The 19,955-nt window shown below is 66.0% G+C and carries 24 protein-coding genes and 1 pseudogene; 12 read left to right on the top strand and 13 right to left on the bottom strand.

The window, feature by feature from the left end:
* Positions 1-87 precede the first annotated feature (87 nt).
* The 5 genes from NZL82_RS00125 to NZL82_RS00105 all read left to right on the top strand — a co-directional run bounded on the left by NZL82_RS00125 (position 88) and on the right by NZL82_RS00105 (position 5,536).
* Positions 88-1,878 (top strand): ATP-binding protein, encoded by a 1,791-nt coding sequence (locus tag NZL82_RS00125; protein ID WP_261267752.1) that lies wholly within the window; start codon positions 88-90, stop codon positions 1,876-1,878.
* Positions 1,875-3,191 carry a sigma-54 dependent transcriptional regulator gene (locus tag NZL82_RS00120; RefSeq protein ID WP_261267751.1) on the top strand — a complete coding sequence of 439 codons (1,317 nt, stop codon included), beginning with the start codon at positions 1,875-1,877 and terminating at the stop codon, positions 3,189-3,191. The genes NZL82_RS00125 and NZL82_RS00120 overlap by 4 nt, the downstream gene beginning before the upstream one ends.
* A gap of 73 nt (positions 3,192-3,264) precedes the next feature.
* On the top strand, positions 3,265-3,570 hold the full coding sequence (locus tag NZL82_RS00115) for a DUF485 domain-containing protein (RefSeq protein WP_261267750.1): 306 nt from the start codon (positions 3,265-3,267) through the stop codon (positions 3,568-3,570).
* Entirely contained in the window at positions 3,567-5,270 is a 1,704-nt protein-coding gene (locus NZL82_RS00110) for a cation acetate symporter (RefSeq protein ID WP_261267749.1), read from the top strand. Before NZL82_RS00115 ends, NZL82_RS00110 begins: the two co-directional genes overlap by 4 nt.
* Positions 5,271-5,368: 98 nt before the next feature.
* Complete coding sequence (locus tag NZL82_RS00105) at positions 5,369-5,536, top strand: hypothetical protein (RefSeq protein WP_261267748.1); 168 nt, start codon at positions 5,369-5,371, stop codon at positions 5,534-5,536.
* Here NZL82_RS00105 and NZL82_RS00100 read toward each other — a convergent pair whose 3' ends face one another.
* A complete protein-coding gene (locus tag NZL82_RS00100) occupies positions 5,537-6,847 on the bottom strand; it encodes an MFS transporter (protein ID WP_261267747.1) in 1,311 nt (436 codons plus the stop codon).
* Between the two features lie 114 nt (positions 6,848-6,961).
* Between NZL82_RS00100 and pgsA the strand changes: the two genes are divergently transcribed.
* From pgsA to NZL82_RS00085, 3 genes are read left to right on the top strand one after another with little or no spacing between them, the layout of a single operon-like run.
* Complete coding sequence (gene pgsA, locus NZL82_RS00095) at positions 6,962-7,516, top strand: CDP-diacylglycerol--glycerol-3-phosphate 3-phosphatidyltransferase (RefSeq protein ID WP_261267746.1); 555 nt, start codon at positions 6,962-6,964, stop codon at positions 7,514-7,516.
* Positions 7,516-7,767 (top strand): molybdopterin converting factor subunit 1, encoded by a 252-nt coding sequence (moaD, locus tag NZL82_RS00090; RefSeq protein ID WP_261267745.1) that lies wholly within the window; start codon positions 7,516-7,518, stop codon positions 7,765-7,767. Before pgsA ends, moaD begins: the two co-directional genes overlap by 1 nt.
* Positions 7,764-8,216, top strand: a complete 453-nt coding sequence (locus NZL82_RS00085) for a molybdenum cofactor biosynthesis protein MoaE (RefSeq protein ID WP_261267744.1) — start codon at positions 7,764-7,766, stop codon at positions 8,214-8,216. Before moaD ends, NZL82_RS00085 begins: the two co-directional genes overlap by 4 nt.
* Positions 8,217-8,266: 50 nt before the next feature.
* Here NZL82_RS00085 and NZL82_RS00080 read toward each other — a convergent pair whose 3' ends face one another.
* The 3 genes from NZL82_RS00080 to NZL82_RS00070 all read right to left on the bottom strand — a co-directional run bounded on the left by NZL82_RS00080 (position 8,267) and on the right by NZL82_RS00070 (position 10,596).
* The gene (locus NZL82_RS00080; RefSeq protein WP_261267743.1) at positions 8,267-8,995 is read right to left on the bottom strand and encodes a fasciclin domain-containing protein; all 729 of its coding nucleotides are present in this window, start codon (positions 8,993-8,995) and stop codon (positions 8,267-8,269) included.
* A complete protein-coding gene (locus tag NZL82_RS00075; protein ID WP_261267742.1) occupies positions 8,996-9,619 on the bottom strand; it encodes a fasciclin domain-containing protein in 624 nt (207 codons plus the stop codon).
* A gap of 74 nt (positions 9,620-9,693) precedes the next feature.
* Entirely contained in the window at positions 9,694-10,596 is a 903-nt protein-coding gene (locus tag NZL82_RS00070) for a hydrogen peroxide-inducible genes activator (RefSeq protein ID WP_261267741.1), read from the bottom strand.
* 157 nt (positions 10,597-10,753) lie between these two features.
* On the opposite strand from NZL82_RS00070, the gene NZL82_RS00065 reads away from it, so the two are divergent.
* Both NZL82_RS00065 and NZL82_RS00060 read left to right on the top strand, forming a co-directional pair.
* Positions 10,754-11,299 (top strand): peroxiredoxin, encoded by a 546-nt coding sequence (locus NZL82_RS00065; RefSeq protein ID WP_042488670.1) that lies wholly within the window; start codon positions 10,754-10,756, stop codon positions 11,297-11,299.
* Between the two features lie 118 nt (positions 11,300-11,417).
* The gene (locus tag NZL82_RS00060; RefSeq protein WP_261267740.1) at positions 11,418-11,939 is read left to right on the top strand and encodes a carboxymuconolactone decarboxylase family protein; all 522 of its coding nucleotides are present in this window, start codon (positions 11,418-11,420) and stop codon (positions 11,937-11,939) included.
* A gap of 119 nt (positions 11,940-12,058) precedes the next feature.
* Here NZL82_RS00060 and NZL82_RS00055 read toward each other — a convergent pair whose 3' ends face one another.
* Positions 12,059-12,823, bottom strand: coding sequence for a sulfite exporter TauE/SafE family protein (locus NZL82_RS00055; RefSeq protein WP_261267739.1), 765 nt, complete (start codon positions 12,821-12,823; stop codon positions 12,059-12,061).
* Positions 12,824-12,980: 157 nt separating this feature from the next.
* On the opposite strand from NZL82_RS00055, the gene epsC reads away from it, so the two are divergent.
* Both epsC and NZL82_RS00045 read left to right on the top strand, forming a co-directional pair.
* The gene (epsC, locus tag NZL82_RS00050; protein ID WP_261267738.1) at positions 12,981-13,664 is read left to right on the top strand and encodes a serine O-acetyltransferase EpsC; all 684 of its coding nucleotides are present in this window, start codon (positions 12,981-12,983) and stop codon (positions 13,662-13,664) included.
* Positions 13,664-13,996 carry a DUF2794 domain-containing protein gene (locus NZL82_RS00045; protein ID WP_261267737.1) on the top strand — a complete coding sequence of 111 codons (333 nt, stop codon included), beginning with the start codon at positions 13,664-13,666 and terminating at the stop codon, positions 13,994-13,996. Before epsC ends, NZL82_RS00045 begins: the two co-directional genes overlap by 1 nt.
* 55 nt (positions 13,997-14,051) lie before the next feature.
* Here NZL82_RS00045 and NZL82_RS00040 read toward each other — a convergent pair whose 3' ends face one another.
* The 8 genes and pseudogenes from NZL82_RS00040 to NZL82_RS00005 all read right to left on the bottom strand — a co-directional run.
* Entirely contained in the window at positions 14,052-14,399 is a 348-nt protein-coding gene (locus NZL82_RS00040) for a hypothetical protein (protein WP_261267736.1), read from the bottom strand.
* Between the two features lie 106 nt (positions 14,400-14,505).
* Complete coding sequence (phoB, locus tag NZL82_RS00035) at positions 14,506-15,198, bottom strand: phosphate regulon transcriptional regulator PhoB (protein ID WP_261267735.1); 693 nt, start codon at positions 15,196-15,198, stop codon at positions 14,506-14,508.
* Positions 15,199-15,211: 13 nt separating this feature from the next.
* Positions 15,212-15,895, bottom strand: coding sequence for a phosphate signaling complex protein PhoU (phoU, locus tag NZL82_RS00030; RefSeq protein WP_261267734.1), 684 nt, complete (start codon positions 15,893-15,895; stop codon positions 15,212-15,214).
* Positions 15,896-15,906: 11 nt separating this feature from the next.
* Positions 15,907-16,671 (bottom strand): phosphate ABC transporter ATP-binding protein PstB, encoded by a 765-nt coding sequence (pstB, locus tag NZL82_RS00025; RefSeq protein ID WP_261268221.1) that lies wholly within the window; start codon positions 16,669-16,671, stop codon positions 15,907-15,909.
* Complete coding sequence (gene pstA, locus NZL82_RS00020) at positions 16,665-17,921, bottom strand: phosphate ABC transporter permease PstA (protein ID WP_261267733.1); 1,257 nt, start codon at positions 17,919-17,921, stop codon at positions 16,665-16,667. Before pstA ends, pstB begins: the two co-directional genes overlap by 7 nt.
* Positions 17,914-19,290, bottom strand: a complete 1,377-nt coding sequence (pstC, locus tag NZL82_RS00015; protein WP_261267732.1) for a phosphate ABC transporter permease subunit PstC — start codon at positions 19,288-19,290, stop codon at positions 17,914-17,916. Before pstC ends, pstA begins: the two co-directional genes overlap by 8 nt.
* Positions 19,287-19,730: a phosphate ABC transporter permease family protein gene (locus NZL82_RS00010; RefSeq protein ID WP_261267731.1), complete on the bottom strand. Its 444-nt coding sequence runs from the start codon at positions 19,728-19,730 to the stop codon at positions 19,287-19,289. Before NZL82_RS00010 ends, pstC begins: the two co-directional genes overlap by 4 nt.
* Positions 19,727-19,955 (bottom strand): annotated as a pseudogene (locus tag NZL82_RS00005) (phosphate ABC transporter substrate-binding protein); the annotation flags it as partial. The gene NZL82_RS00010 and the pseudogene NZL82_RS00005, both read right to left, overlap by 4 nt.

The following is a 19,955-nucleotide window of genomic DNA, read 5'->3' as shown; positions in this document are numbered from 1 at the left end:
ATAATAGGCGATAAAGAATCTGAAAGCCATGGATTGCGCGCGAAATTCCGCATGGCGTCGCATGGCCTGTTGCGATATTCCGCACATATGGCCGACACGCCTTCCCTGACCCGTCGCTATGTGCGGCGCTATGCGATGCCGATGCTGGCAGTGCTGCTGCTTGCCCTGGCGGCGTCGCTGGCGCTGCGCGTCTATGCCCATCGACAGGCGATGACGGGGCTTCGCTCCGAAGCGGCGCGTATCGCCCGGCAACAGGAGCGGCTGCTGAACAGCGAGCTGCAACGCTTTCGGCTCCTGCCCATCGTGCTGGCCGAATATCCCGATGTGGGCGCCGCTCTGCGCAACGGGTCGAGCAGGGCGGTCGAGCGGCTGAACGAAAAGTTGAGAGGCCTGGCAGAGCGGACCGGCGCGCCGGTGATCTACGCCATCGATCGCCAGGGGCGCACCATCGCGGCCTCGAATGCGGGCGAACGCGAGAGTTTCGTCGGCCGCGACTATAGTTTTCGCCCCTATTTCCGCCAGGCTTTGCGTGCCGGGACATCCGAATATTTCGCGCTGGGGAACACCAGCCACAGGCCGGGCCTGTTCCTTGCGCGGCGCATCGGGCCCGCCGAAGCGCCGGACGGCGTGGTGGTGGTGAAGGTCGAGTTCGCGCGGATCGTCCAGGCCTGGACCAGCGATCCGGGGCAGACCCTGTTGCTGGACGATCACGGCGTCGTCGTGGTGGCGACCGATCCCCAGGCGCAATTCACCATTATGCGCCCGCTCACTCCGACCGCGCGAGGCGAGATCGCGGAAAGCCAGCAATTCGGGGAGCGCAGGCTTCGGCCCAGCCCATTCCGTATCACCGGCGAGCGCGCGGTCGATCGTGACGGCACCCGCTATGTGGTCGGCGCGATCGCGGCGCCGCTGCCGCGTTGGCAGCTGGTCCATATCCTGCCCTCCGCCCAAGCGCTTCGCGAGGCCGATAGCTGGGTCCGGTCCGCCACGGCGCTGATCGCGGTCGGACTGATCGGCTTGACGCTGCTCGCCATCTGGCGACGCACGCGGGCCGAGCGCGCGGCGCTGGCACGAGAGTCGCTCGAGGCCGAGGTGGCCCGGCGTACCGCCGAATTGCGCGCCACCAATGACCGCCTGACGGTCGGATTCGCCGAGCGCATCCGCGCGGACCAGCGCTTCCGCGCCGCGCGCGAGGAGCTGGCTCAGGCCAATCGGCTGGGCTCGCTGGGTTCGATCACCGCTGGCGTCGCGCACGAGATCAACCAGCCTGTCGCGGCGATCCGGACGCTGGCCGACAATGCGCGAACCTTCCTGTTGCGCAGCCAGCCGGACAAGGCCGACGGCAACCTGACCACCATCGTCTCGCTGACCGAGCGGATCGGCTCGATCGTTCAGGAAATGCGACGTTTTGCGAGGCGGGGCACGCAGGGGCTGGGGCAGGTGTCGCTGGACGAGGTGCTGGACGGCACGATGCTGTTGATCGGCGACCGCTTCCGTAGCGCGGGCGTCGCGCTGGAGCGACCCATGGGCGGCGCGCTGCCCATCGTGCTGGCGGGGCGGGTACGGTTGGAGCAGGTGCTGGTCAATCTCTTGCAGAACGCGCTGGATGCGGTGGCGGGGCGGCCGGACCCGCGGGTCCGCCTGACCGTCACCGAACATGCGGACCGGGTCGAACTGACGGTCGAGGACAATGGGCCGGGGCTGGACCCCGCGATCGCATCGGACATCTTCACCCCCTTCGTGACCGGCAAGCCCGATGGGCTGGGGCTCGGGCTGGGGATTGCGAGGGACATCATGACGGAGTTTGGGGGCATGTTGGAAACCACAGCGTCTTCGCTGGGCGGCGCAGGCTTCCGGATCGGGATGCGCCGGGCATGAGCGAGGGGCAGCGCGTCCTCCTGGTCGATGACGATACCGTGCTTCGTCAGGCGCTGGCGCAGTCGTTCGAACTCGCCGGCATCGATGTCGAGGCACATGGCGATCCGCTGGCGGCACTGGCTACGATCTCGCCCGAATTTCCCGGCATGGTCGTCTCGGACATCCGGATGCCGGGGATCGACGGGATCGAACTCGCCAAGCGGATCGCAGCGATCGACGCGGAGATTCCGGTCATCCTGATGACCGGCCATGGCGACGTACCGATGGCGGTCGCCGCGTTGAAGCAGGGGGTCTTCGATTTCGTCGCCAAGCCCTTTGCCGCCGACCATCTGATCGCCAGTGCCGAGCGGGCGCTGGAAATGCGGCGGCTGATCCTCGACAATCGCCGGCTGCGCCTGGCGGCGGAAGAGGCACAGGGGGCCTATCCGCTGATCGGCGAAACGCCGGTGATGATGCGGCTGCGCGATACGGTGCGACAGGTGGCGCAGGCGGATGTTGATGTGCTGGTCGAGGGGGAGACGGGGACCGGCAAGGAACTGGTCGCGCTGTTGCTCCACCGCTGGAGCGCGCGGCGGACGCGGCCCTTCGTCGCGGTCGATTGCGCCGCCTTGCCCGAGGCGATCGCCGAGGACGAGCTGTTCGGACAGGCGCATGGCCGCACGCCGGGCCGGATCGCCGCGTCGCATCGCGGCACCCTGTTCCTGGATGAGGTCGACAGCATGGCCCCGGCCCTTCAGGGGCGGATGCTGCGCGTCGTCGAGGAGCGCGAGGTGCGGGCGATCGGTGCAGAGGACCCGCAAATGCTCGATCTGCGCATCGTCGCGGCGGCCAAGTCCGATCTGGCGCGCGCGGTGGAGGAGGGGCGGTTCCGCGCCGACCTCCTGTACCGGCTCGACGCCGTGCGTCTGCGCGTCCCGCCCTTGCGCGAGCGACGCGCGGATGTGCCGCTGCTCTTTGCCCATTTCCTGCGCGAAGCGGCCGAGCGGTTCGGGCGGCCGGTGCCGATGATCGATGGCGGTATCCAGGCCAGATTGTTGTCGCATGACTGGCCGGGCAATGTCCGCGAGGTGCGCAACTATGCCAATCGCGTCGCCCTGGGCCTGAGCGGCGAGGTGGCGGAGACGGGTGACCCCCTGCCATTGCCCGAGCGGGTCGAACAGTTCGAAGGCGCGACGATCCGCAGCGTTCTGGAGGAGGTGGCGGGTGACGTCCGCGCCGCGCTCGCCATTCTGGGCATTCCGCGCAAGACCTTTTACGACAAGGTGGCCCGCCACGGCATCGACCTGAACGCCTATCGCCCCAATCGCGCTTGACGCCGCGCCGGGGGCGGGGGAGCATGGCCCGGACGACGCCGACAACCGGCGCGACGGGGTTTAGGAGAATGCCATGGAGGATGCCGCCGCCCGGCTGGCTCGCGATCCGCGCTATTTGGCGCTGGTGCGCAGGCGAGGACGATTTACCGTCATCTTAACGGTGATCATGCTGATCGCCTATTTTGGGTTCATCCTGACCATCGCCTTCGACAAGGCGCTGCTCGCCCGGTCGATCAGCGGTGGCGCGACAAGCTGGGGTATTCCGATCGGACTGGGCGTCATCGCGCTCGCCATTTTTCTGACCGGTTTGTACGTCTGGCGCGCCAACCGGGACTTCGATCCCGTCATCGACCAATTGCGCTCGGAGGAACAGGCATGAGGCGCGCTATTCTGGCGCTCGCCCTGCCCATGGCCATGCTTCCCGTCTCGGGGGCGAACGCCCATGCGATCGGCCCGGCTGTGCAGCAGGCGACCAACTGGACCGCGATCGGCATGTTCGCGGCCTTTGTTGCGCTGACCCTGGCAATCACCCGATGGGCGGCGCGGCGCACGCGGACGGCGTCCGACTTCTACACCGCGGGCGGTGGGATTACGGGCTTCCAGAACGGATTGGCGATCGCGGGCGACTTCATGTCGGCGGCGTCGTTCCTGGGTATCTCGGCACAGATCTATGCCGACGGCTATGACGGGCTGATCTATTCGATCGGTTTTCTGGTCGGTTGGCCGATCCTGTTGTTCCTGATGGCGGAGCGGCTGCGCAATCTGGGGCGTTTCACCTTTGCCGATGTCGCCTCATTCCGCTTTGCCCAGACGCCGGTTCGGATGGTCGCGGCGTGCTCGACCCTGCTCGTCGTCCTCTTCTATCTGATCGCGCAGATGGTAGGGGCGGGGCAGTTGATCCGGCTGCTCTTCGGCCTGCCCTATGGCTATGCGGTGGTGATCGTCGGCGTGCTGATGACGCTGTACGTGCTGTTCGGGGGCATGACGGCCACGACCTGGGTGCAGATCGTCAAGGCGATGATGCTGCTCGGCGCGGCCAGCTTCATGGCGATCGCCGTGCTCGCCCGTTTCCATTTTAGTCCGGAGGCGCTGTTCGCGCGCGCGGTCGACGTCAAGACCGCCCTCGCCGCGCTGGCCGGCGCGGGGCCGGAGGAGGCCGCCGCCAAGGGCAGCGCGATCATGGGCCCCGGCGGATTTATCAAGGACCCCATCTCGGCCATTTCGATCGGGGCGGCGTTGATGTTCGGGACGGCGGGATTGCCGCATATCCTGATGCGTTTTTTCACCGTGCCCAATGCGAAGGCAGCACGCAGTTCGGTGCTGTGGGCGACGGGCTGGATCGGCTATTTCTATATCCTGACCTTCGTCATCGGTTTCGGCGCGATCGTTCTGGTTGCCACCGATCCGGGCTTTCTCGACGCCGATGGGGCGTTGCGTGGGGGCAGCAACATGGCCGCGATCCATCTGGCGCAGGCGGTCGGCGGCAATCTGTTCCTGGGCTTCATCTCGGCGGTGGCCTTCGCGACCATCCTGGCCGTCGTGGCGGGCCTGACCCTGTCGGGCGCGTCGGCGGTCAGCCATGACCTTTATGCGACGGTCATCAAGCGGGGGCAGGCGGACTCGGCGTCCGAATTGCGCGTTTCCCGGATCACCGTGCTGGTACTGGCGGTGGTGGCGATCCTGCTGGGCATCGTCTTCGAGAAGCAGAATGTCGCCTTCATGGTCAGCCTTGCCTTCGCACTGGCGGCGTCGGCCAATTTTCCGGTGCTGCTGCTATCGCTGCTCTGGTCGGGATGCACGACGCGGGGCGTGGTCGCGGGGGGACTGGTCGGTCTGCTGACCGCTCTGGTCCTGACGATCCTGTCGCCCGCCATCTGGGTGAAGGTACTGGGCTATGACGTGCCGATCTTCCCTTATGGATCGCCGACCATCTTCTCGATGCCGCTGGCCTTCCTGACGATATGGATCGTGTCGATCACAGATCGCACCGGGCGCGCCGCGATCGACAAGGCGGGTTATCCAGCCCAGCGCATCCGGTCCGAAACCGGAATCGGTGCCGCGTCGGCGCACCAGCACTGACCAACTGTCCTCGCTGTCTCGGAACGGGGCAGCGAGGCGGTTCCAGCGGCAATATCGATGGATGCCGAAATGGTGAACGCGGCGTTAACATTCTCATCATGAGACGCCGCCTCATCCTCACCAACGAAGCCGCCCGTCACCCCTTTCGGCGTTCGCTTCCGCCCCCCGCCATCATGCCGAAGCGGCGTCGGGACGATCAGGATCTTCGCCTGTTCGTCCTCAGCTTCACCGCCTTCTTCATCTGTATCTACAGCTTCCTGCTCTGATCAGGCCGGGTCGACGCATCCGTCGTCGCAGGCCCGGTGCAACCTGAGCGCCAGCCAGGCGGAGACCAGGCACATGGCGGCGACGAGGAACAGCATGTCCTCCGGCGTCACACCCGCCGCACTGATGGCCAGGACCGCCGCCGATCCTATCGTCATGGCGAAGCAGTTGACGATGTTGTTGGCCGCCACCGTCCGTGCCGTCTGATCCTTGCCGACCGTGGTCGTTAGGAAGGCATAGAGCGGCACCACGAACATCCCGCCGGTCGTCGCGATGGCGAGCAGCGTCGCTAAAATGCCGATCGCGCGCGGTTCGGCGAGAAAGGCCTGCCAGCTATACAGGCCGCCATCGGGGGCAGGGGCCCAGTTGCGGCACAGGATCGAGAACAGGACCACGAATGCGCCCATCGAGATGACCGAGACGGGCGAATAGCGCGCCGAAATCTCACCCTTCAACATGGTATTGATGACCACCGATCCGATCGCGACGCCGATCGAGAAGATCGCGATGGCAAGGCTGGCGACCTCCTTGTCGGCGGTCAGCACGTTCTTCACGAGAGGCGGGAAGACGATGATCAGCACCGATCCGATCGTCCAGAAGAAACTGATCGCGACGATCGCCAGGAACAACCGCCGGATATGCAGCGTGGCGGCGATCAATCGCCAGGAGGCGGTGAAGGGATTGAAGTTCAGCTTCAGCGGCGGCCCCTCGCGCGGGGCGGGGGGAACCTGACGCGCGGTGAACCAACCCAGACCCGCGACGATCAGGACACCGGCGGCGGCGGCCTCGATCGGCACCCATCCCGCCGTGACCGTGCCCAGCAAGATGGCGAGATACGTCCCCGCCTCGACCAGCCCGGTCCCGCCCAGAATATCGTCGGGCTCCAGATGCTGTGGCAGGATCGCGTATTTGATCGGTCCGAAAAAGGTAGAATGGACGCCCAGCGCCAGGACGGTGCCCAGCATCATGCCCAGCCCGATATTGGTATAGCCCGCCTTTGCGACCATCAGGCCTAGCGCGCCGACGATCATGATCCCGATCTCCGCCGTCTTGACGATGCGGATGATCCGCGCCTTGTCATGACTGTCCGCCAATTGCCCCGACAGCGCGGACAGCAGGACGAAGGGCACGATCGACAGGCCGGTCGCCAGCGCGTTGAAGTTCGCTTCGGCATGGGCGTCGTTGAAGATCGCATAGGTGGCGAACAGCACCATCGACGTCTTGAACAGATTGTCGTTGAACGCGCCGAGGAACTGGGTGGTGAACAACGGCAGGAACCGCCGCCGCTTGAGGAGCCCGAGGGCGTTGAGCATAACGAAAAATGGCCCGATCGTGGCAATAGGATGACGACAACATAGCCACCCCCGTCCGCATCGCCAACCGCTTAAAGCGGTTTGTCATGGACGGGCGAGCGGTTAGAAGGCGTCATGCTGACGCTGCCCAACCTGTTGACGCTCTCGCGAATTGTGGCCGTACCCCTGCTCGCGGGGCTACTGTGGCAACCCCATTGGGAATGGGGTTACGGCGTGGCCTTCGCGCTATACTGCCTGATGGGCATCACCGATTACTTCGATGGCTATCTCGCACGTGCGCAGGGGGCGGTGTCGAAACTGGGCGTCTTCCTAGATCCCATCGCGGACAAGATCATGGTCGCCTCGGTCATCCTCGTCCTCGTCGCGGTGCAGGTCATCAGCGGGCTTAGCGTGGTGGCGGGGCTTATCATCCTGTTGCGCGAAATCGCGGTGTCGGGCCTGCGCGAGTTTCTGGCGCAGTTGCAGGTGTCGGTGCCGGTTTCGCGGCTCGCCAAATGGAAGACCACGCTGCAACTGATCGCGCTGGGCGGGCTGATCCTCGGTGGCGCGCTGCCGGGCTGGGCCTGGGTGCACATCGCCTCGCTTGCGGCGCTCTGGGGCGCGGCGGTGCTGACGCTGATCACCGGCTGGGATTATCTGCGCGTCGGCCTCAAGCATATGGATAGCTGATGACCATTCTCTATTTCGCCTGGGTCCGGGAGCGGATCGGACTGGCCGAGGAAGCGCTGACCCTGCCCGATGGCGTGACGAGCGTAGCCGAGTTGATCCGCTGGCTGGCGGCGCGCGGCGGCGGCTATGCCGAGGCGCTGGCCGAACCCGAACGGCTGCGCGCGGCGGTGGACCAGACGTTCGTCGGTCTCGACGCCTCGGTTCATGGTGCCCGCGAAGTCGCGATCTTTCCGCCGGTGACCGGCGGATGATCCGGATTTGCGTCTCGACCGATCCGATCGATCTGGCCGAGGAAATGGCGCGGGTCGAAGGAAGCCATGTCGGCGCGGTCGCCAGCTTCTGCGGCCTCGTTCGCGCGGACGATGGCGTCGACGTGCTGGAACTGGAGCATTATCCGGGCGCGACCGAGGCTGCGCTCGAACGGATCGCACAGACCGCGACACGGCGCTGGTCGTTGCAGGCCGCGGCCATCGTTCACCGCGTCGGTCCGATGCGACCGGGCGAGCGGATCGTCCTGGTCGTCACCGCCGCGCCCCATCGCCGGGACGCGCTCGATGGCTGTGCCTATCTGATCGACCGGCTCAAGACCGATGCCCCCTTCTGGAAGCGGGAGACACGCGGCGACCAAGCCCGATGGGTCGAAGCGCGTGACAGCGATCATGCCGCATCCGAGCGCTGGCAGGACGGCGAAGCGTTATAGAAAAGGCGGAGCCGGAGAGCCCCGCCTTCCTTCTATCGATCGACGAGAGGTCAGCCGATCTTCGGCACGTTGATGCCGTTGGTCAGGTGGACGACGCCATTGGTGGCGTTCACGTCGGCCTTGTCGACATAGGCCTTCTGACCGTTGACGTCGGTCAGCATGATATTCCCGTTAGGGCCGATCTGTGCGGTCAGCGGCTGTCCCGCCAGCGTGGTCAGCGTCGCGGTGCCGTTTCCGGCGGTGATCTGAGCCTTCAACTGATCGGCGGTCAGCTTGCCCGAAACGACATGGTATTTCAGGATCGTGGCGAGCGTCGGCTTGTTCGCCGGCTGGCTTAGCGTGTCCAGTGCACCGGCGGGCATACGGCTGAACGCCTCGTCGCTGGGAGCAAAGACGGTGAAGGGGCCGGGGCTCGCCAGATCGGTGTTGAGGCCCGCCGTCGTGACCAGCCGCGCCAGCGTGCTGCGGTCCGGTGTCGCGGCAAGCACCTGAAGGATCGTGCCGCTGGCAGCCGGTGTCGCCTGCGCCGGGGCGGCAAGCGTTGCCGGTGCGGTCATGGTCTGGGCGGGCGCACTCTGCGCCGGGGCCGGCGTCGTTTGCGCCATCGCCATCCCGGCGCCGGTCAAAGCGGTGGCGGTGGCGAGAATCGCGAAGGTCTTCAGCATGGAATAGTAACTCCCGTTCTTCTGGCGGCGGAGCGGGTTCGCGTCGCGCCGCATGGTGAAGGGCAGACCGGCCGATGCGCAGGCGAAACGGCTGGTCTGTCGGGAGTAACGCACTTAATCCAGTTTTGGCACCAAGACGCCGTTCACGATGTGGATGACGCCATTGGCCTGGGCGAGGTCGCCCGCCTCGATATAGCTTTTGTTGCCGCCCCCATCGGTCAGGGTGATCACCGACTGCGTCATGGTGACGGTCAGCGGTTCACCCTGCACGGTCATGATCCGCGCGGTGCCGCCGCCCGCCGCCATCCGCCGTTGCAACTCGGCGACACCGAGCGTTCCCGGCACCATGTGAAAGCGCAGCAACCGCACGAGCGAGTCGCGGTTGGCGGGTTGCAGCAATTGCTCCAGCACGCCGGGCGCCAGCCGTCCGAACGCCTCGTTCGAGGGGGCGAACAGCGTATAGGGGCCGGGACCCGCCAAGGTAGTGGCCAGCCCCGACGCGCGCACCGCCGCGACCAGCGAGGAAAGCGACGGCGTCGCGGCGGCATTGTCCAGGATCGTCCGGGTGGGGGCCATGGCCTGGTCCGGGGTGACCGGCGGCTCGGCGGGAGCGGGTGCCGCGGCGGTCGATGGCGTCGCCGGCGCCTCCCGCTGGTCCCCGCCGCGCCCGCAGGCACCCAACCCGATCAGGGCGACGAGCGGCAGTGCGGCCAGCAGGCGTCGTGCGGTCAGGGTCATGGAATATCTCCTCGAACGGTGGAATGGGGGCGGAACGCAAAGCTCAGGTTGGGCGCTCCATGGACGACCGGGGTTTAGCCGGCCTCGGCCAGAACCTGCGCAAGCAGGCGGAAATCCTTTTCGCGAGGGCTCGCGCGGCGCCAGACGAGCGCGATCTTTCGCATCGCATTCTCGGCATCCAGCGGACGCGCGGTGATATGGGTGTTGTCCAATATGCCGGATTTCAACGCCATCTCGGGCAGCATCGTCATGCCCAGGCCGTTATCGACCATCTGGACGATCGTGTGGAGCGAGGTGCCGAGCATCGTCGCCTCCGCCCGTAATTCGGGGCGGTTGCACGCGGCCAGCGCATGATCCTTCAGGCAATGGCCGTCTTCCAGCAACAGCAGGCGATTCTCATCGATCGCGGCCGCCGCGATGGCGGGTGGTGGCGTGAGATCGTCCTCGGTGGGGAAGGCGACGAATAGCCGGTCGTCGAACAAAGGCTCGGCGGTTACCTCGCCACAGGCGAAGGGCAGGGCGAGCAGGACGCAATCGGTGCGACCATTATGCAGCCGCTCGCAGGCCGGGCCGCTCGGCTCTTCGCGCAGGAACAGCTTGAGGTCCGGATAGTCGCGGCGCAGGCGGGGCAGGATACGCGGCAGCATGAAGGGGGCGATGGTCGGGATGACCGACATGCGCATCTCCCCCGACAAGGGGCGCCCGGCGGCGCGCGCCATGTCGCCCAGTTCGTCCGCCTCGCGCAGCACGCGCCGTGCCTTGTCGGCGATGCGTTCACCCAGCGGCGTGAAGCGCACCACGCGCCGGGTCCGCTCGACCAGCGTCACGCCGATCAGCGTCTCCAACTCGCGCAGGCCCGCCGACAAAGTGGATTGCGTCACGAAGCAAGCGTCGGCCGCCCGGCCGAAATGCCCATGGTCCTGTAAGGCCACGAGATATTGAAGTTGTTTTAGCGTCGGTAGGTAGGTCGCGGCCATTGATCGTCTCAGTCGATTGCGTTTTGACAAATAGCTTGTTGGATCGAACGCGCCAGTCCCCATATCCGTCGGTGCAACGAATACAGGCGGGTTACCGCCGATCGCGTGAGAGGATGGCTGAAGCCGAACTTTTGGGAATAAAAGGAGGCATATTGCCATGTTGACCGTTGGAGACAAGCTCCCCGCATTCACCGTCCCCGTCCAGCAGGGGACCAACGCGCTCCCCGCCGGCGAGACGATCAGCGACACCTCGTATGAGGGCAAGTGGAAGGTTCTCTTCTACTGGCCGAAGGACTTCACCTTCGTCTGCCCGACCGAGATCGTCGGCTATTCCGAGCTGAAGGGCGATTTCGAGGATCGCGACGCCGTGCTGATCGGCGCGTCGACCGACACCGCGCACGTCCACCTGGCATGGCGCAAGTCGGACCCGGATCTGGCCGCGGCCGATTTCCCCTGGATCGCGGACAATGGCCGCGTCCTGGCCGACGCGCTGGGCATCGTCGACAAGAATGAGCATGTCGCCTATCGCGCGACCTTCATCATCGACCCCGACAATGTCATCCAGCACGTGACGATCAACGGCCTGAACGTCGGTCGCAACCCGGCCGAGACGCTGCGTGTCCTCGACGCGCTGCAGACCGACGAACTCTGCCCGTGCAACTGGAACAAGGGCGACGACGTCCTCCAGCTGGCCGCCGAGTAATCACCAGGGCCGGGGGCGCGATCGCCGTCCGGCCCTTATCTCCGACGCCCCGGCGAGGGTTGCCGATCCATTGCGATCGGCGGCCCGGACTGGGGCGTCGTGTATCTGGAGCAATCCCATGTCTCTCAAGGAATTCGCCGGGCAGTTGCCCGATTTCGCCAAGGACATTCGCCTGAATGTCGGCTCGCTGCTGAATGAGCCGGTGCTCAACGATCAGCGCAAATACGGCCTGCTGCTCGCCTGTGCGCACGGCACGGGTCACAAGCCGCTGGTCGAGGCCGCCGAAGCCGAATGCGCGCCGAAGCTGTCGCCCGAGGCGGCGAACGCCGCGCGGGCGGCGGCGGCCGTGATGGCGATGAACAACGTCTATTATCGCTTCACCCACCTGGCCGGAAACCAGGAATATCGCAACATGCCCGCCAAGCTGCGCATGAACGTGATCGGCGCACCGGGCATCGACAAGATCGACTTCGAACTGTTCAGCCTGGCCGTGTCGGCGATCAATGGCTGCGGCATGTGCATCGACGCGCATGAGGCGGTGCTTAAGAAGGCGGGCGCCTCGGCGGAGATCATCCAGACCGCGGTGCGCATTGCGGCGGTGATGCAGGCCGTGGCGACAGTCCATTCGGCCATCGCCTGAACCCGATCCTCCCCAAGCGGTGCTTGGGGGGCGCGGATTCCGCAAAGCGGTGGTTGGAGGGGCGGCTCCGCGATCGGTCCGCCCCTTCGTCCTGTCTGCGGCGAGACAGGATGAACGGTTCAGCCGCTGACCGCCTGATACAATCCCCAAAAGCTGGTCAGCGTCAGGATGATCCCGACCAACGCCAGCAGCACACGCGGCGGGACGCGCTTGGCCAGCATCGCCCCGAACGGCGCGGCGAAAATGCCCCCGATCAGCAGCCCGACCGTCGCCATGGTGAAGGCTCCCCATCCCAACTGGCTGATGAACGTCGCCGAAATCGTGGTCGTCAGAAAGAATTCGGCGGTGTTGACCGTCCCGATCGTCGTTCGGGGCGCGGCGCCCTGCGCCAGCAGGTTGGAGGTCACCACCGGCCCCCAGCCGCCACCGCCCGCCGCATCGAGAAAACCGCCGAGAAAGCCCAGCGGCTCGACCACCTTGGGCTCTCGGACATGCGTCTTGTGCCGCCAGGCGCGGATCAGCAGATAAAGGCCAATGCCGGTCAGATAGGCGAGGATGAAGGGCTTTACGACCGCCGCGTCGACATTGGACAGGACATAGGCACCCAGCGCCCCGCCGATCACGCCCGGGATCATCAGGCGCAGAAACAGCCGCCAGTTGACGTTGCGCTGGACCGCATGGCTGATCCCCGACACAGCGGTGGTAAAGGTCTCGACACTGTGGACTCCGGCCGAGGCGGCGGCGGGCGGCACGCCCAGGCTGATGAGCAGCGTGTTGGAGATCACGCCGAACGCCATGCCCAATGCACCGTCGACCACCTGCGCGGCAAAGCCGACAGCCACGAACGGCAGGATGTGGATCAGTTCGCTACTGGTCGGGTCCATCATGTCTCCTAGGGGGTTTGCGGCCGGGAGGCCATGCCGTGTCGAAACCAACGCTGCAACAAAGATAGAGTTTGTCGCGAAGCCATGTCTCGACCGGCTATCTGGATTTCAGGGAACGCTGTGCTTAAATGCACCTATCGCATCTGGGGACATGCTCATGCCGAGCCGTTTGGCCGCCTATCTCGATTCGATCCGGGCCCGGGACCCTGCACCGCATTCGCGTGCGGAAATCCTGCTTTATCCGGGCGTATGGGCCTTGGCGGGTCACCGGGTCGCGCATCGGCTGTACCGCGCCCGCGCCTTCTTTCTCGCGCGGCTGGTCAACCACTTCACCCGCTTCCTGACCGCGATCGACATCCACCCCGGTGCCAAGATCGGTCGCAATTTCTTCATCGACCATGGCTTCGTCGTGATCGGGGAAACGGCGGAGATCGGTGACGACGTCACCATCTATCAATGTGTCACGCTGGGCGGGACCAGCCCCGACAATGGCGTGGCGGGCAAGCGTCACCCGACATTGATGGACGGAGCCATTGTCGGCTCCGGCGCGCAGGTCTTGGGCCCGATCACCGTCGGACCGCGAGCGCGTGTCGGGGCCAATGCGGTCGTCACTCGCGATGTGCCCGAAGGCGCGGTGATGGTCGGCATCCCCGCGCGTCCGACCGTCGTCGAGGGCGGGGTTGCGCCGGAGCGGCGCTTCGTCCCCTATGGCACGCCATGCTCCGAGATGTTCGACCCGCAGACGCAGAAGATCGAGATGCTGCGCTGCGAACTGGATACCATGCGGCGGCGGCTAGATGCGGTACTGGCCGAGCGGGAAGAGGAGCGCGACCGCGCCTGATGGGAGTTGTTCCCTTCCCCAAGTCGCCCGGTCAGGTCGGGTTCGACCGCGGCGAACTGAACCGCATATTGGACCTGTACGGCCGGATGGTGGCCGCCGGACACTGGCGCGATTACGCCATGGACCTGGGCCGCGACGCCGCCATATTTTCCGCATTTCGCCGAACCGCCGAGCGTCCCGAATATCGGATCGAGAAGCGGCCGGCGCTTCGCAATCGCCAGGGCATGTGGGCCTTGATCGGCGAGGGCGGGGCGGTGCTAAAGCGCGGGCACGAACTCGGGCCGGTCTTGGCCCCGGTCGAGCGGCGACTGATGAAACTGGTCGAGGAATAGAAAACGCCGGCCCCGCGAGGGACCGGCGTTGCTTTGTCGCGACAGTGCGGGGCGGTTACTTGCCGCCGCGCTGGCGACATTGGTCAAACTGACCCTTTTTACAGATCGGATAGCTTTTGAGCGGAGCCGGGGCCGGATAGGCCTGCGACGGGCTCGGCGCCTGCTGGAACACGACCGGCGCACCCGGGGCCGGCGGCGAGGCCATGGGCGGCTGCGCGGGTTGATAGCCACCGGCGGTCATCGTCGCGGCGGACGCGGCGGCGTTCGCCTGCATCGAACCCGAGGTGTCGGTCGAGGCTCCGGCCTGCACCCCGGCCTGCGTGGTGGTGTCGGTCTGGGGCGTGGTCTGAGCCACGGCGGGCATGGCCATCAGCGCGGTGGCGGCCAGAAAAACGAGCTTCATGCGTATCTCCTGTTCGGAAGCGCAAGTGCGTTAGCGCGTGGGGCAGAACGCCTCATACCCCACTTGGCTCCCTCGTTTCGCTTGCGACCCGATCCTGACACTTTTTTCAGCCGCCCGCGTCGAGCGAGTAACCTGCCGAGCGGACCGTGCGGATGATGTCGGGACGATCGCCGATATTGATCGCCTTGCGCAGGCGGCGGATATGCACGTCGACGGTCCGGCTCTCGATGTCGGAGTCATGCCCCCAAACGGCGTCGAGCAACCGTTCGCGCGAGAAGACCCAGCCCGGATGCTCCAGGAAATGCTTGAGCAGCCGGAATTCGGTGGGCCCGAGCGAGACGACCTCGCCCGCGCGGCGCACCTTGTGGCCGACCGTGTCCATCTCGATATCGGCATAGGTCAGCGCCTCGCCCGCCAGGGCCGGGCGCACCCGGCGCAGCACCGCGCCGACGCGGGCGACCAGTTCGCGCGGGGAGAAGGGCTTGGTGACATAATCGTCCGCGCCCGTCTCCAGCCCACGCACCCGGTCCTCTTCCTCGCCGCGCGCGGTCAGCATGATGATCGGCACGTTCGCGGTTTCCGGCGAGCGACGCAGGCGGCGGCACACCTCGATCCCCGAAATCCCCTCGACCATCCAGTCGAGCAGGACGATGTCGGGCGTGCTTTCGCGCGCCAGCAGCAACGCCTCCTCGCCGTCGGGCGTGTGGGCAACCTCGAAATCCTCGCGCTTGAAATGGAAGACGAGCAGCTCCGCGAGCGCGGCGTCGTCCTCGACCAGCAACATCTTTACCCGTGCCATCGTGCCTGTTCCCTCAAGAAGGCCAAGTGCCGCCGCGGTCCCGCTCACCCATCTGGGTGCCGGTGGCGGCAAAATAGACCATTTCCGCGACGTTGGTCGCATGGTCACCGATCCGTTCGAGATTCTTGGCGATGAACAGCAGGTGCGCGACCTGGCCGATCGTCTTGGGATTCTCGACCATATGGGTGACGAGCGTGCGGAAGATGGAATCGTAGAAATCGTCGAGTGCGCTGTCGCTGTCGCGGACCCGGACCGCCGCCTCGGCATCGCGCGCGGCGAAGGCGTCGAGCACGTCATGCACCATCGCCGAGGCGATCCGCGCCATGGCGGGCAGGATCGAGACGGGCTCGATCCGGTCCTCGCTCTCGATCATCGGCACGCGCTTGGCGATGTTCTTGGCATAGTCGCCGATCCGCTCGACGACGCTGGCGATCTTCAGTGCGGCGACGACCTCGCGCAGGTCGTTGGCCATCGGCGCCCGCAGCGCGATGGTGCGCACCGCCAGCCGCTCGACCTCCGCCTCGATCAGGTCGATCGCCTTGTCGTCCTCGCGAACCTTGCGCGCCAGTTCCAGGTCGGAGCGTTGCAGCGCGCGGATCGCATTGGCGATCGCTTCCTCGGCCAATCCGCCCATCTGGCTGATCAGCCCGCGCAAGCGGCCGATATCGTTGTCGAATGCCTTTACGGTGTGGTCCATGATCCTCGTCCTCAGCCGTAACGGCCGGTAATATAGTCCTTCGTCCGCTCTTCCTTCGGGTTCGTGAAGATGTCGGACGTCTTTCCGTACTCGACCAAGGTGCCGAGGTGGAAAAAGGCTGTCCGCTGGGAGACGCGGGCGGCCTGTTGCATGTTATGGGTGACGATCGCGATGGCGTAGCGGCCACGAAGATCGTGGATCAGTTCCTCGATCCGCGCGGTCGCAATGGGGTCCAGCGCGCTGCACGGCTCGTCCATCAGGATGACTTCCGGGTCGACCGCGATGGCGCGCGCGATGCAAAGCCGCTGCTGCTGGCCGCCCGACAAGGCGGTGCCGCTTTCCCACAGCCGGTCCTTGACCTCGTTCCACAGGCCGGCACGGGTCAGCGAACGCTCGACGATCATGTCCAGCTCGGCCCGGGATGAGGCCAAGCCGTGGATTCGCGGACCATAAGCGACATTCTCGAAGATCGACTTCGGGAAAGGATTGGGCTTCTGGAACACCATGCCGACACGGGCGCGCAACTGCACCACGTCCATCTCGGGCGCGTAGATGTCCTGGCCGTCGAGCAGGACGTCGCCCGTCACCCGCGCCGATGCGATGGTGTCGTTCATCCGGTTCAGCGTGCGCAGGAAGGTCGACTTGCCGCAGCCCGAGGGGCCGATAAAGGCGATGACGTGATCCATATCGACATCGATCGAGATGCCGTGGATCGCCTGCTTGGCGCCATAGGAGACGCTGACGTTGCGCGCGCTAATCTTGGGGGTGGTCACCAGCGTGTCTCGAACCGATTGCGAAGATAGATGGCCAGCCCGTTCATCGCGAGCAGGAAAATGAGAAGAACGATGATCGCGGCAGAGGTCTTTTCGATGAAGCCGCGATCGACCTGATCCGACCAGAGGAAGATCTGGACCGGCAAGACGGTCGCGGGGTCGGCCAGCCCCTGCGGCGGGGCGGCGATGAAGGCGCGCATCCCGATCATCAGCAGCGGAGCGGTCTCTCCCAATGCGCGTGCCATGCCGATGATCGTGCCCGTCAGGATGCCGGGCAGGGCGAGGGGAAGGACATGGTGAAAGATCACCTGCACCCGCGACGCGCCGACCGCCAGCGCGGCGTCGCGGATCGACGGCGGCACGCCCTTGATCGCGTTGCGCCCCGCGATGACGATCACCGGCATGGTCATCAGCGCCAGCGTCAGCCCGCCGACCAAAGGCGCCGAGCGCGGCAGGCCGAAGCTGCCGAGGAACACCGCCAGCCCCAGCAAGCCGAAGATGATCGAGGGGACCGCCGCCAGATTGTTGATCGACACCTCGATCATGTCGGTCCACCGATTCTTGGGCGCATATTCCTCGAGATAGAGCGCCGCGAGCACGCCGATGGGAAAGGCGAGCGCCAGCGTGACCAGCATGGTCAGCAGCGAGCCCTTGGCCGCGCCCCAAATGCCCACCCGGGTCGGATCGGTGGCGTCGGCATTGCGCAGAAAGCCGCTATTCCAGCCGCTCGACACCGATCCGCGCGCCTGCAACCGCACTATGACGCGCTCGGCCTCCGGCGTGCCTTCGCCCTTGGCGGCGACGTCATAGGGGCTTGCGACGGGCAGGGCGAAGCTGGTCGTGCGATGAAGCAGCGAGGGATCGGCCTTGACGGCATCGCGCACTACGATCCACGCGCCCGGCGACAACAGGTCGACCCCGTCCGGCCCGAAGGCGCTCGTCGCCGCCCGGTCGACCGCATCCTCCAGCCCTGCGCCCGCCAGCGCCAGATCCGCCCCGCGCCCCTTCAGCCGGGCGGGCTCGATCGGCAGTCGGGCTTTCGCCAGGTCGATCGGCACGGTCACCCGCGTCTCGGTGAAACCGCGGTAACCCTGTGCGATCATCGTGACCAACAGAAAGGCCAGAAAAGCAGCCGACAGCGCGACGGCGGCCGCGCCGATCCGACGAAAGCGACGCTCTGCGGCATGACGACGGCGCAACCGGCGCTCCATCGCCGGGCTGTCCCAACCTTTGGGGGAGGACGGCCTATTCATAGGATTCCCGATAGCGCTTCACCACGCTCAGCGCGACGATGTTGAGCAACAGCGTGATGACGAACAGCGTCAGGCCCAGCGCGAAGGCCGCCAGCGTCTTGGGGCTGTCGAACTCGGCTTCTCCGGTCAGCAGATCGACGATCTGGCGCGTCACCGTCGTCGTGCTCGCAAAGGGATTGGCGGTCAGGGTCGCGACGCCGCTCGCCGCCATGACGACGATCATCGTCTCGCCGATCGCGCGGCTGACGGCCAGCAATACGCCGCCCACGACGCCGGGTAATGCGGCAGGCAGCATGACGCGGGTGATCGTCTCGGACGGCGTCGCGCCCATCGCCAGACTGCCGTCGCGCATCGCGCTGGGCACCGCGGCCAAGCTGTCATCAGCCATGGAGGAGACAAAGGGGATGATCATCACACCCATGACGAGCCCCGCCGCCAGTGCACTTTCGGAGGATGCCCAGTCGATGCCAATGGCAACCGCGAACTGGCGGACGGCTGGCGCGACGGTCAGCGCGGCGAAATAGCCATAGACCACGGTCGGAATACCCGCGAGCACCTCCAGCACCGGCTTCATGATCCGGCGCGCGCGCGGCTGGGCATATTGCGTCAGGTAGATGGCGCTCATCAGGCCGAAGGGAATGGCGACCGCCATGGCGATCACCGCGCCGATGAAGAAGGTGCCCCAGAATAGCGGCACCGCGCCCAGCGACGCGCCCGGATCGCGCGGGTCGATGACCTGCGGGCTCCAATGCGTTCCGAACAGGAAGTCGGTGACGGGCACCACCGAAAAAAAGCGCCCCGCCTCGTATAGTAGGGACGCCACGATGCCGGCGGTGGTCAGGATCGCGATCAATGATGCCGCAAGCAGCAATCCCAGCACCACCCGCTCGATCCGGGTTCGCGCGGAGAAGTTGGGCTTCACACGCAGATAGGCATAGGCGCCTCCCGCCAGCGCGAGGAGCAGGACGATGGCGGTCGCGATCCAGTCGAACCGGGTCTGCGCTCGATCGTAGGCCGGGGCCAGCGTGCGGGACAGAGCATGGAACGCGCCCTGCGCGCGCCCGGCCGCCAGCGCTCGCGCTTCGGACAGGATCGCCGCCCGCTCGAAACCGGGCGGGGGTAGTTGCGCGGCGGCGGGTACGCGCAGGACCATGTCGGTCACGAGCGCGGGCGAGGTGGCGGACCAGATGATGAGAAAGATCAGCGGCGGCACCGCCGTCCACAATGCGACATACCAGCCATGATGATGGGGCAGCGAACTGACCCGCACGCTCGACCGTCGCCGAAAGCCGAGCGCGCGCATCCGTGTCGAGGCCCAGGCGATGATGCCCAGCCCCAGAATCAGGATCAGGAGAATGATGCCGTTCACGACGGCAGCCCGGCCGGGTCGAGCGCAATTTCGTTCGCAATGATCGCTTGCGCACGGGCCTGGACGGGAGCGGGTGATGCAATCAGCCCGCGCCGGGTCAGCGGCCCGCCTGCACCCCAATTCTGCGCATAGAGCGCCAGAAAGCGCCTGAGGCCGGGAATGGCGTCCAGATGCGCCTTTTTCACATAAATGTAGAGCAGCCGCGATCCCGGATAACGATCGGCGTCGGTCACGAGCGCGGGCGAGGTGGCGGACCAGATGATGAGAAAGATCAGCGGCGGCACCGCCGTCCACAATGCGACATACCAGCCATGATGATGGGGCAGCGAACTGACCCGCACGCTCGACCGTCGCCGAAAGCCGAGCGCGCGCATCCGTGTCGAGGCCCAGGCGATGATGCCCAGCCCCAGAATCAGGATCAGGAGAATGATGCCGTTCACGACGGCAGCCCGGCCGGGTCGAGCGCAATTTCGTTCGCAATGATCGCTTGCGCACGGGCCTGGACGGGAGCGGGTGATGCAATCAGCCCGCGCCGGGTCAGCGGCCCGCCTGCACCCCAATTCTGCGCATAGAGCGCCAGAAAGCGCCTGAGGCCGGGAATGGCGTCCAGATGCGCCTTTTTCACATAAATGTAGAGCAGCCGCGATCCCGGATAACGATCGGCG

The organism is Sphingomonas sp. LC-1 (genome assembly GCF_025371035.1).
Lineage (GTDB): Bacteria > Pseudomonadota > Alphaproteobacteria > Sphingomonadales > Sphingomonadaceae > Sphingomonas > Sphingomonas sanguinis_E.
Note: the sequence above shows the minus strand (reverse complement) of the source record. Positions and strands in the feature narration are given on the sequence as shown.